The sequence below is a fragment of the Agrobacterium sp. P15N1-A genome, from assembly GCF_044626815.1.
In the GTDB taxonomy this organism is placed as follows: Bacteria; Pseudomonadota; Alphaproteobacteria; order Rhizobiales; family Rhizobiaceae; genus Agrobacterium; species Agrobacterium leguminum.
Map to the genome: position 1 here is coordinate 370,879 of NZ_JBIUPF010000006.1, position 11,622 is coordinate 382,500.

8 protein-coding genes, 1 tRNA gene, 2 rRNA genes and 1 pseudogene (1 of these 12 only partly in view) are annotated in these 11,622 nt (G+C 57.3%); 4 read left to right on the forward strand and 8 right to left on the reverse strand.

Features of this window, described 5'->3' with window-relative positions:
• Positions 1–85: 85 nt before the first annotated feature.
• Positions 86–1,279: a DUF932 domain-containing protein gene (locus tag ACIK7D_RS21120; RefSeq protein ID WP_400157272.1), complete on the reverse strand. Its 1,194-nt coding sequence runs from the start codon at positions 1,277–1,279 to the stop codon at positions 86–88.
• Between the two features lie 286 nt (positions 1,280–1,565).
• On the opposite strand from ACIK7D_RS21120, the gene ACIK7D_RS21125 reads away from it, so the two are divergent.
• Together ACIK7D_RS21125 and ACIK7D_RS21130 are read left to right on the forward strand one after the other, a co-directional pair.
• Positions 1,566–3,641, forward strand: coding sequence for an ATP-dependent nuclease (locus ACIK7D_RS21125; protein ID WP_400157273.1), 2,076 nt, complete (start codon positions 1,566–1,568; stop codon positions 3,639–3,641).
• Entirely contained in the window at positions 3,634–5,400 is a 1,767-nt protein-coding gene (locus ACIK7D_RS21130) for a UvrD-helicase domain-containing protein (protein ID WP_112556622.1), read from the forward strand. The genes ACIK7D_RS21125 and ACIK7D_RS21130 overlap by 8 nt, the downstream gene beginning before the upstream one ends.
• Before the next feature lie 7 nt (positions 5,401–5,407).
• On the opposite strand, the gene ACIK7D_RS21135 is transcribed toward ACIK7D_RS21130, so the two are convergent.
• Genes ACIK7D_RS21135 through ACIK7D_RS21145 form a run of 3 tightly spaced genes read right to left on the reverse strand, consistent with a single transcriptional unit; the run spans position 5,408 to position 7,071 of the window.
• Positions 5,408–6,259 carry a hypothetical protein gene (locus ACIK7D_RS21135; protein ID WP_400157274.1) on the reverse strand — a complete coding sequence of 284 codons (852 nt, stop codon included), beginning with the start codon at positions 6,257–6,259 and terminating at the stop codon, positions 5,408–5,410.
• Complete coding sequence (locus tag ACIK7D_RS21140) at positions 6,256–6,768, reverse strand: GNAT family N-acetyltransferase (RefSeq protein ID WP_400157275.1); 513 nt, start codon at positions 6,766–6,768, stop codon at positions 6,256–6,258. Before ACIK7D_RS21140 ends, ACIK7D_RS21135 begins: the two co-directional genes overlap by 4 nt.
• Before the next feature lie 3 nt (positions 6,769–6,771).
• Positions 6,772–7,071 (reverse strand): DUF1778 domain-containing protein, encoded by a 300-nt coding sequence (locus ACIK7D_RS21145; RefSeq protein WP_112556624.1) that lies wholly within the window; start codon positions 7,069–7,071, stop codon positions 6,772–6,774.
• 225 nt (positions 7,072–7,296) lie between these two features.
• On the opposite strand from ACIK7D_RS21145, the gene ACIK7D_RS21150 reads away from it, so the two are divergent.
• Together ACIK7D_RS21150 and ACIK7D_RS21155 are read left to right on the forward strand one after the other, a co-directional pair.
• Positions 7,297–7,554: a hypothetical protein gene (locus tag ACIK7D_RS21150; protein ID WP_162719287.1), complete on the forward strand. Its 258-nt coding sequence runs from the start codon at positions 7,297–7,299 to the stop codon at positions 7,552–7,554.
• A 19-nt stretch (positions 7,555–7,573) separates the two neighbouring features.
• Positions 7,574–8,611, forward strand: a pseudogene (locus ACIK7D_RS21155) (recombinase family protein); the annotation flags it as partial.
• Between the two features lie 54 nt (positions 8,612–8,665).
• On the opposite strand, the gene ACIK7D_RS21160 reads toward ACIK7D_RS21155, so the two are convergent.
• From ACIK7D_RS21160 to ACIK7D_RS21175, 4 genes are all read right to left on the reverse strand, one after another.
• A complete protein-coding gene (locus ACIK7D_RS21160) occupies positions 8,666–8,962 on the reverse strand; it encodes a hypothetical protein (RefSeq protein ID WP_345791097.1) in 297 nt (98 codons plus the stop codon).
• 226 nt (positions 8,963–9,188) lie between these two features.
• Positions 9,189–9,265: transfer RNA gene (locus ACIK7D_RS21165), tRNA-Met, on the reverse strand.
• A 102-nt stretch (positions 9,266–9,367) separates the two neighbouring features.
• Positions 9,368–9,482, reverse strand: a 5S ribosomal RNA gene (rrf, locus tag ACIK7D_RS21170).
• Between the two features lie 403 nt (positions 9,483–9,885).
• Positions 9,886–11,622, reverse strand: a 23S ribosomal RNA gene (locus ACIK7D_RS21175) (it continues 1,311 nt past the right edge of the window).

Consider the following 11,622-nt stretch of genomic DNA (forward strand, 5'->3'; position numbering starts at 1 on the left):
CTAGGAGGGCAGCGCCACGGAACCGGCGAAACGGAAAGGCACGAACGCGCAAAGCCGGAAATACGCAATCCCGGCTTGACGGTTGTCAGGCCGCTCGATCAAGCAGCTTCTTGGCTTTCGCCTCCATGTCGAGGCGGGCATCCTGATGGGATTTGTCGCGTGCGACGGCGGTGATGCCTTGCACGAAATCGAAGATGCTTGCGGGTGGACGACCTTCCTCCGCCAGCACCGCTTCGATGATTTTACCGGTCTCGGCTTTGGAGAATCCCCGCTTGCGCAGGAAGTTGGTGCGATCCTCGTCACTCTTCGCCACGATCCGCTCGCGGGCGGCCTTGATGCCGTTGATGAAGGGCGCGGGCGAGGAATTGGCGAAGTTCAGCAGCGCCGGGGCCGCCTCGTGGGCAAAGCGCGAGGCCGCATATTTGGAATGGCGGATGGTGATTTCCTCGAAATCCTCGACGCCCCACAAATTTCGATTCTGGCACACCGCGCGCAGATAGAAACTCGCCATGCCGAGCGTCTTCGCGCCGACTTCCGAGTTCCAGCAATAGAAGCCACGGAAGTAGAGATCGGGAGAGCCATCAGGTAGGCGTCCGGCCTCGATGGGATTGAGATCATCGACGAGAAAGAGGAAAACGTCGCGATCGCTCGCATAGAGTGTCGTCGTATCCCTGGTGATGTCGACGCGCGGATTGTATATCCCGGTCGACCAGTCGAGGACGCCAGGCACCTTCCAGCGGGTATCGCCAGTGCCGTTGCCGGCGATACGCTGCACGGCCTCCACCAACTCGTAGTCGTAGATGCGCCCGTAATCAGGCCCAGTGACTGCGCGAAGCTCGATACGGCCGTCATCGGTTTCGAGCGTCTTGATCTGTTCGGCCCTGTTGGACGTCAGGCCGTATTGCAGATTTATTCCGGCGAGCGCCGCCGGGAGCTGGCGCAGATAGGTGGCCGGAGCGCCGATCTGGCTTGCGAGCTGGCCGAAGCTCCAGTGCGTCGGCGCGACCGGAATGTCCGAGCCCGGCAGGATCAGGGACAGCCGCTCGGCGTCTGTGCGGTTCGCCTCCACATGTATGAGCGCGCTTTCCACCACGCGCGTCCGGCTGCGCTCGGCGCGGTTACGCACAGAATCCATCAGTTCGTTGAGCGAGAGATAGCGTTCGTCGGCCGGCCGTGAGAACCACTCCGAAGACACACGGCCGATGCGCTCGCCGCGGCTGACATCCACCTTGTAGCCACCGCCCGCGTCGCCGCGGCTATCCAGAACCTGCATATTCATGGGATCAATCTCCATGACGGGCGCCGGAGACCTCTTCTCCAGCCCTCAACCCGTCACGGAAACCCAGTCCTCACTCTCACTCTAAAGGGGGGCGGGGCCTCTCCGCGGAAGGGGATGTGCCGGCGACCGCGGCGCCGACCAGGGGAAGGCTTCCCCCTGGTGATATGCACAAAAAGATTTCTTGCCTGATGACGGGGAATCTACGTTAAGGCAAGGCCACCGCAAGCTGCGTAAGGATATAAAGACAAAGAGGAAATGCTAGGAACTTCGATTAGGGGATTGGAAGTTGAAGCTGAGCAATGTGAAGATCGAGAACTTCCGCCTGCTGCGTGACGTTGAACTTGGTCTCGAAGACAGAACGACACTTATCGTTGGCCGAAACAATAGCGGCAAAACCTCTCTTGCAGAGCTGTTCCGCCGCCTTCTCTTAGAAAAGAACCTCAGCTTTCGCCTGGAGGATTTCTCACTAGGTTGTCACGAGCAATTCTGGAATGCTTTCGCAGCGCTTAGCGCTGGCGCGGAGGCAGCAGATGTATTGGATATGCTTCCGTCGATCCGGATAACGCTCGATGTTGCATATGATGTCGATGCGGCGGACCTCGGCCCTGTGGGCGATTGCATCATCGATCTCGACCCGAATTGCACACATGTACGCCTCATCCTGACGTTCGGACCACGTGCAAATGCGGCCGATTTGCTCTTCGCCGATCTGCCTGCTCCGGGAGAAGATATGGAGGTGGCCCGCACCGCGTTGTTCCGCGTTCTGGGGACTCGTGTAGCGGTCGCCTACGGCTCGGCACTGGAAGCTGTCGACCCCAACGATCCGACGAACAGAAAGCCTCTCGAAACGAAAATGCTTACCGCCATTATGCAGGGCGGTTTCATCAATGCCCAGCGTGGATTGGATGACGACACGAAGCGCGAGCGAGATGTGCTGGGCAAGGTCGTCGAGGTGCTGTTCCAATCAGCGCTCAATGACCCAACAGACCATGCGAAACGGACCACCGCCGAACAACTGAAAATCGCTGTAGAGGGCATTCAGAAAGACCTGCACGCCGACTTCAATGTCAAGCTCACTTCGCTTCTGCCTACCTTCGAACTGTTCGGCTACCCTGGGTTGGCCGATCCGGGGCTCATCACCGAAACGAGCTTCGATGTAGAGAAACTCCTAAGCGATCACACCAAAGTCCGCTATGCCGGGAAAAACGGGGTAACGCTTCCCGAGACCTACAATGGCCTTGGTGTGCGCAATCTCGTCTATATGCTGCTTCAGCTCTTACGCTTCTTTCGGGAGTATCAGGCCACACCTACTGCCGCCGGTGTGCATCTCATCTTCATCGAAGAGCCGGAAGCACATCTCCACCCCCAGATGCAAGAAGTCTTCATCCGACAGCTCGATCAGATCACGAATGCCTTCGTTGCACAATTGAACGAGAACCGGCCTTGGCCCGTCCAGTTTGTTGTGACGACGCATTCTCCGCACATGGCGAACGAAGCCCGCTTCGAGTCCATGCGCTATTTCCTGTCCATCGCGGACGAGGAAGGTGTGAGGAAATCTGTCGTGAAAGATTTGCGTCAGGGTATGGGAGATGCCCCCGAGCCTGACCGCGATTTTCTGCATCAATACCTGACGCTCACACGTTGTGACCTGTTCTTTGCGGACAAGGCCGTGCTGATCGAGGGAACATCCGAGCGCCTGTTGCTTCCCGCGATGATCCGCAAGACAGACAATGCAGCGCCCGGAGAACCGCAACTTGGAAGTCAGTATGTCACTGTCATGGAGGTGGGCGGAGCCTATGCCCATCGCTTCTTCGATCTGTTGGCCTTTCTGAAACTTCGGACGCTGATTATTACGGACATTGATGCTGTTCGCCCCAACGTAAACAACAAGCGCGAGGCTGTCCCCGTCGCGCAAGGGCAGTTTACGAGCAATGGCTGCCTGAAAGCCTTGTTCGGTGACAACGTGTCGCCAACCGAACTGCTCGCGAAGATGCCGGACGAAAAAACCGCCAATGGGCGGCGTGTGGCGTACCAGATTCCGGAAGACGATGGTGCCGCATGTGGTCGAAGCTTCGAAGATGCCTTCATATTGGCAAACCCGGCACTTTTCCCACTGGGAGATGGAGATGCCGCAACCGCCGCTTATGAACTTGCTGCAGAGCAAAAGAAGTCGGCCTTTGCGCTCGAATACGCGATCACGAACACTGAGTGGAGTGTCCCCCGCTATATTGCGGAAGGGCTGAGATGGTTGGCGCAGGGCAATCCCGCGCCTGTGGCTCCGCCGGAGGCGGTAGCCGTCGAGATTCTCGCAGAAGCCGCCGGCGTGGAGATCGATGCGATCCAGGGAGGCGAGCATGGCTGAAGGACAAGAAAGCCCTGCTGATGCCGCCGGTCGTATTGCCCTTGAACGCATGTTCGCTTGTTTGGATGAGGGCCGTAGCTTCCGTCTCGAGGCAGGCGCCGGTGCGGGAAAGACCTATTCTCTCGAAAAGGCGCTTCGCAGGCTGATTGACAAACGTGGCACGACTTTGCTGCGACAACGCCAGCAGGTCGGTTGCATCACCTATACCAACGTCGCCAAGGACGAGATCATCTCCCGGACCCACGCGCATCCGGCCGTGAGACCAGAAACCGTGCATGGTTTCTGCTGGTCGATCCTCCAGGACTTCCAGCCGACGTTGCGGGAATTCGTCCCCGGATTGCCAAGCTGGGACGAGCGGCTTGCCGAAGCCGGTGGTATCGGCGAACGCCGCGTCCACTACGAACTGGGCTATCCTGGGGTCACCGACGATCAGGTCTCCCTTCGCCATGAAGATGTGTTGTCGCTAATGATACAGGCGATGGAACGTCCCAAGTTTCGCCGAGTGTTGACCTCTCGCTACCCGATACTTCTCATCGACGAGTACCAAGATACGGACGCGGGCTTCGTTGATGCACTGAAAGAATGGTTCCTCGACCGTGGCGAAGGCCCGTTGATCGGTCTTTTCGGCGACCATTGGCAAAAGATCTATGGCGAGGGATGCGGACTGGTTGAACATCAGGCACTGGAGATTATCGACAAGAAGGCAAACTTCCGCTCCGTCGACCCAATTGTACAAGTGCTGAACCGGATGCGGCCTGACCTGCCACAGATGGTCAGTGACCCCGCAGCTCCAGGCGAAGCCCGAGTCTTTCATACGAATAATTGGCCGGGGCAACGGCGAACCGGGCAAGGCGGCGGTCATTGGACCGGCGACACCAGCCCCGAGGCGGCTCGTGCCTACTTTCAGCACGTTCAGGATCGTTTGGCTGCTGAAGGATGGGACCTGTCTATTGAAACAACAAAAATCCTGATGCTCAGCCACAGCATCCTGGCGCGCGAGCAGGGTTATGAGGGTATTCGGAGCATCTATGGCCAGTTCAATGATCCGTGGCTAAAAAAAGACGACCCTCACATCAAGTTCCTCGCTGACCAGCTCGAGCCAGCCTGTGCCGCGTTTGAAGCCAAGCGCTACGGAGAGATGTTCGAGGCTTTCGGATCGGCGATGCCACGGATTCGCCAGCACCAAGACAAAGTCGCGTGGACCGATGGGATGAATGCGCTGATTGCCCTGCGGCAAGCCGGATCGATTGGTGAGGTGATCGATTTCATCGTAGCTCAACCTCACATGCGCCTGCCCGCGGCGGTCGAGGAGCGCGAAGCAAAACTCGCCGCCGTAGGCGCTGAACCTATTGAGGGTGAGTCCCGCCGCGTCACACAACTTCGCAAGCTGCGAGCCGTGCCATACACTGAACTGATCTCCTTGGATCGTTTCATCGACGGACACACACCTTTCGCGACCAAACACGGTGTGAAGGGAGCAGAATTCGAGAATGTGCTTGTGATCGTCGGACGCGGGTGGAACAAGTATAATTTCGCTCAGACCTTGGAATGGATCGACAATGGCCCGCCCGCTGACAAACAAGAGTTTTTCGAGAACAATCGCAACCTCTTCTACGTTGCTTGTTCACGCCCGAAGGTTCGACTGGCTCTGTTGTTCACGCAAATTCTAAGCGCAAACGCGATAGCGAAACTCGACGAATGGTTTGGTGCGGAAAACGTCGTCGCGCTGCCGGCTGATCCACTGCTGCCGGCGGCGTAGTGACAGGTCAGTCATCATGGACGTTTGAGAAAAGCGCCCTACTCTGCTCCTCAACAAGTTTTTCAAAGGCGCTGTAGCATTTGCCCAGGCGAATGCACTGCTCGTTCAATGCCGGAATAAGCATATCGAGCGTGAGTGGCAGGCTACCGCCGATGCCGTAGCGCGGACGGGATTGATCGGGGATACGCTCTCGTTTGACCATTTGCGTTATGCCGAGCTCGATGCGTGGCGTGAAGCGATGCGTGTGCTTGCTTCGAAACTCCTCCGCCCTGGTTTTGAAATTGCCGTCGTCCACCTTGTTGAGCGCCCGGATCAAGGCACGCCATCCACGCCAAGACTTTGTCAATTTTGACGCCCATTCTTCGTTAATAGCCCAGTCCTCGGGCAGCGTAGAGAAATCATCCGTCCATTCGTCGCGCAGACGGACTGCATTTGCTTGATGGGATAAATGCGCAACTGCGAAATAGAACCTGGCCTTTAACGTATACGGGCTAAGAAGCGCCATCGTGGCCAAATCCTGCACGAACTCGTGGAGGATCTCGTTCTTTTGGTGAATATCCAAACCGACCATCACCTTTTGCCACGCTTCGAGCCTTGTCGTTACGCCGATCAGATGATTGATTCCATTGGCGAGGTCTCGCGCGGCCTCATCGGCCAGGTCTCGATAGGCCATTTGCTGCAATCCAAATTCGGCATCCAGCCGGATGGTTTGAGGCGCGCGAAACCAACCATATGGCATGAACGAGATGCAAGGCGAGGTATTGCGCAGGAGCGCGCGATATTCGGCGAATTTTACAGCGAGAAAGTCATCAACATTCTCATCCATCATGCCGTCTTTATGTGCCGCCGGATCGCTCAACGGACCGCCCCTTCGGCAAGGGAGACAGCCACGTCACCGAGCGAGCGAAACAGCACGAGATGGTCGTCTTTGGACGCCATGAACCCTCGCCGCCGCCAAAATTCCGCCGCCCCTTCATCGACGGCGTTGACAATCAAGGCCCGCCCACCGATCAACGCCGCGGCTTCAACGCAGCGCTGGAGTGCGTGTTTGACCAGACCTGTGCCAATGCCTTGCCCCGCCCACTCCGTATCGGTAGCGAGTTGGCCCAGAAGCAAACAGGGAACGGGATCGGGCGGTTGGCCCGTGCGGATCGAGCGCGGCAGGATCGAAGGAACGACGGCCGTTGGCGCTAAGCCGTAATACCCGACAACCCGCCCGACCTCGTGGACAACAAGAACCGCCGTGAAGCCCTTTTCCTGATTGGAAAGGGCGCGCGTCTTCAACCAGTGATCAAGCGTAGGTTTGCCGCAGGAGAATGCGGAAACGTCATGCTCGGCAGAAAGCGGTTCAGGAGCCGATAGCGTCACGGCTCACCGCTTTGCGACGTAGCCAGATTCCCAAGGTGCCGGCCGCTTCGCCAGTTCCACCATCTCGGGAACGGACGCACCCGGACGGGACAGGACATCCATGAAGTCAGCAAAGCCCTCAGCGCTCATTCGGATGAGTCCCTGCTCCATGACGACCTCCTCGGCCGCGCGCACGGCGGCGTCGCGAACGAAATCGGTGCGCGAACGCCCGCGGAGGTTCGCGGCTCGGTCGATCATTGCAACGTCCGCCTCGGGGAGGCGCATCGAGATTGGGTATTCCTTGCGTTCGAGAGTGCTGGCCACGATGATCTCCTTTGAGGGCAATATAGTCACTTGTATCGCCATTTGCAATACGCTATTCTCAACCTGTCGAGAAACAGAAAGAGGCTATCCGCTGGAGTAATCGCATGGGTAAGGAGCAGTTTTTAGGGGAATTGTGCAGGTCATTTTACTATGCCAGCGCCGCCAATGCTACGCTGCAATGCTCCTCCACGCGCCGACGCACGCCAAACGCCGCCGGATATTCTCTTGCGATTTCAGTTGCTTATAGCAGAACTCACGCCAATCCTTGCGGGCATGGCCCAGCAAGGACGCAAATCAGAGGTATCACAGTGCGAGCGCAGGGAATTGCGCGAAGCGATGGTTCCCGGCGAGCCGGAACTGATCTTCACGCCGCGCAGCGACCCCGACCCGCGCCTCGTCCAGCTTGCCCGCTTGCTCGGACAGCAACTGGCGCGTCAGAACTACGCGGCACAAATGAACAAGCGGGGCTCGAACGGTTCCTGATACTGGCAGGAGGCCTGATTTGAAAGTCGCCATTTACGCCCGTTATTCCTCCGACAATCAGCGCGACGCCTCCATCGCCGACCAGCTCCGGCTGTGCCGGCTGCACGCGGAGAAACAGGACTGGCATATTTTCGAGGAATATACCGACCACGCGATCTCCGGCGCCTCCCTTCTTCGCCCCGGCATTCAGGCTTTGATCGCCGATGCCACGCGCGGTCGGTTCGACCTGATCCTGGCCGAAGCGATGGATCGCCTGTCACGCGATCAGGAGGACATTGCCGGCCTGTTCAAGCGGATGTCCTATTCCGACGTGAAGATTTTCACCCTGTCTGAGGGCGAGGTCTCGCACCTGCATGTCGGCCTCAAAGGCACAATGAATGCGCTGTTCCTCAAGGATCTGGCCGACAAGACCCGCCGCGGACAGCGCGGCCGCGTCGAGGCCGGCAAATCTGGCGGCGGCAATTCTTACGGCTACGATGTCGTCAAAAAGTTTGACGGCAATGGCGAGCCCATCCGCGGCGACCGGATCATCAACGAAGCGCAGGCCGAGGTCGTTCGTCGCATCTTCCGCGACTATTCCGCCGGCAAGTCGGCGAAGATCATCGCCGTGGCTCTCAACAAGGAAGGCATTCCCGCCCCAACCGGCGGCGACTGGGGCTTCAGCACGATCAACGGTAATCCCAAGCGCGGAAACGGCGTCCTCAACAACGAGATGTATGTTGGCAAGATCGTCTGGAACCGCCAGCGTTTCGTCAAGGACCCTGATACCGGCAGGAGGCAGGCCCGGCGCAACCCGGAATCCGAATGGGTCATTCAGGAAGCACCGGAACTGCGCATCATCGATGACGAACTCTGGCAGGCGGTCAAAGCCCGACAGGGAGAGAACAGGATCGATCGGAGCGCGAGCGGTCATGCCGATGTCGCGGCCATCAACTATCGCCGCCGTCCCAAATACCTCTTCTCCGGACTGACCAGGTGCGCCTGCTGCGGCGGTGGCTATTCGGCCATATCGGCCACGTTGATCGGCTGCGCGACGGCGCGGAACAAGGGCACCTGTGACAACCGCGTCAACATCCGCCGTGACGAGCTGGAATCGCGCGTCCTCAACGCGCTACGCAACCGGATGCTTGATCCCGAGATTTTCGCGGAGTTCTGTGACGCCTACACGCAGGAGACCAATCGCCTGCGCATGGAAAGCCGCGCCAACATCCATGCGGCGCAAGCGGAGATCGAGAAGATCAGTCGTGAGGAAAAGCGGCTGATGGACCTCTATCTCAAGGAGGCCATCTCGATTGAAGCCGTGAAGGAGCGGGGCGATCAGCTCAAGCTGCGCAAGGCCGAACTGAACGCCTTCCTGACAACGGCGGACGAGCCGCCTCCCCTCCTCCATCCAGCGATGGCGCAGCAATATCGCATCCGCGTTCAGCAACTTTACGAGACGCTTCAGGATGATACCGAAGATAAGCGCATCGAAGCGGCGAATGTTATTCGTTCGCTGGTGGACGGAATTATTCTAACCCCACTGGATGGGAAGGTTGAGATCGACGTGCACGGCGATCTCGCCGGCATTCTGACGATAGCAGTAGAACGCAAAAAGCCCCACGAAGGGGTTTTGTCGGGATCGCAAGTAAAGATGGTTGCGGGGGCAGGATTTGAACCTGCGGCCTTCAGGTTATGAGCCTGACGAGCTACCGGGCTGCTCCACCCCGCGTTGACTGGTTTTATTATAGCATAAAGGCCGCTTGATGCGGCCTTTTGATTTGGGCTTTGTGCCGGTTTTTGTGAATGAGAAGATTTGTGTTGCGTTTTGCAGACCTGGCAGCGACCTACTCTCCCGCGTCTTGAGACGAAGTACCATTGGCGCTGGGGCGTTTCACGGCCGTGTTCGGAATGGGAACGGGTGCAGCCGCCCCGCGATAACCACCAGGTCGGCAAAACGCAACATATGATCCATGCGGAACGCATGGATCATATGATTGCTTGTTTATTGGTGTGCCTTATCCTGTTCGCTTGACGCTCACAGGGGACACCAATTGGCCATACGGTCACCTCGACTATGAGGCAACGTCTGATCCAAGCGATCACAGACCATGTTTTCACATGGAAACTGTTGTTTCGAGAAGCTGGAGAGCCAAGGCTCTATTTAATTGACACGTCTTTCTGTGACCGGTCCGTATTCAGCCTTTGCTCGAGATCGAGCGAGGCAGCCATACAGGACGCTAGTCCGTCGCGCCACGTGGCGCGCGCCGTCTGCAGCGCAGCGGCCGAAGGCCGCGACAGCGTGAAGACAGAACAGATGATGCTCATCTTCGATGAGCATGAACAATGGGAACGAAGAAGTCGATCGAGCTATTAGTAACGGTAAGCTTCACACATTGCTGTGCTTCCACACCCGTCCTATCGACGTGGTCGTCTTCCACGGCTCTGATAGGGAACACTCGTTTTCAGGTTGGTTTCCCGCTTAGATGCCTTCAGCGGTTATCCATTCCGTATATAGCTACTCTGCTATGCCCTTGGCAGGACAACAGATCCACCAGAGATACGTCCATCCCGGTCCTCTCGTACTAGGGACAGATCCTGTCAATATTCCTACACCCACGGCAGATAGGGACCGAACTGTCTCACGACGTTCTGAACCCAACTCACGTACCGCTTTAAATGGCGAACAGCCATACCCTTGGGACCTGCTCCAGCCCCAGGATGCGATGAGTCGACATCGAGGTGCCAAACAACCCCGTCGATATGGACTCTTGGGGGTCATCAGCCTGTTATCCCCGGCGTACCTTTTATCCGTTGAGCGATGGCCCTTCCACACGGGACCACCGGATCACTATGACCGACTTTCGTCTCTGCTCGACTTGTCAGTCTCGCAGTCAGGCTAGCTTATGCCATTGCACTCGACGACCGATTTCCGACCGGTCTGAGCTAACCATCGCGCGCCTCCGTTACTCTTTCGGAGGCGACCGCCCCAGTCAAACTACCCACCATACACTGTCCCGGATCCGGATAACGGACCGCGGTTAGACATCCACGAAGATAAGGGTGGTATTTCAAGGATGGCTCCACAGAAACTGGCGTCCCTGCTTCAAAGCCTACCACCTATCCTACACATGCCTTGGCGAATGCCAGTGTAAAGCTATAGTAAAGGTGCACGGGGTCTTTCCGTCTGACCGCAGGAACCCCGCATCTTCACGGGGAATTCAATTTCACTGAGTCTATGTTGGAGACAGCGGGGAAGTCGTTACGCCATTCGTGCAGGTCGGAACTTACCCGACAAGGAATTTCGCTACCTTAGGACCGTTATAGTTACGGCCGCCGTTTACTGGGGCTTCAGTTCAGAGCTTGCACCCCTCCCTTTAACCTTCCAGCACCGGGCAGGCGTCAGACCCTATACGTCGTATTGCTACTTCGCAGAGCCCTGTGTTTTTGATAAACAGTCGCTACCCCCTGGTCTGTGCCACCCCATCATACTTGCGTACAAAAGGGTCACGCTTCTTCCGAAGTTACGCGTGCAATTTGCCGAGTTCCTTCAACATAGTTCTCTCAAGCGCCTTGGTATACTCTACCTGACCACCTGTGTCGGTTTCGGGTACGGTCTATACGGTGGAGCTATTTCCTGGAACCTCTTCGCCGCCCAACCAATCCAATAAGGTTGAACAACACACGAGATCCGTCACTACCACCAGGCCCACGAATATTAACGTGGTTCCCATCGACTACGCGTGTCCGCCTCGTCTTAGGGGCCGGCTAACCCTGCTCAGATTAACTTTAAGCAGGAACCCTTGGTCTTTCGGCGAGGGAGTCTCTCACTCCCTTTATCGTTACTCATGTCAACATTCGCACTTCCGATATCTCCAGCAGCCCTCACGGGTCCGCCTTCACAGACTTACGGAACGCTCCGCTACCACTTGCGATTACTCGCAAATCCTCAGCTTCGGTGCATGGCTTTAGCCCCGTTACATTTTCGGCGCAAAGACCCTTATTTAGACCAGTGAGCTGTTACGCTTTCTTTAAATGATGGCTGCTTCTAAGCCAACATCCTGGTTGTTTTGGGATCCTCACATCCTT

Coding starts and splice junctions, on each gene's coding strand:
- ACIK7D_RS21120 (WP_400157272.1), bottom strand. CDS start 1,279: ATGAATATGCAGGTTCTGGATAGCCGCGGCGACGCGGGCGGTGGCTAC.
- ACIK7D_RS21130 (WP_112556622.1), top strand. CDS start 3,634: ATGGCTGAAGGACAAGAAAGCCCTGCTGATGCCGCCGGTCGTATTGCC.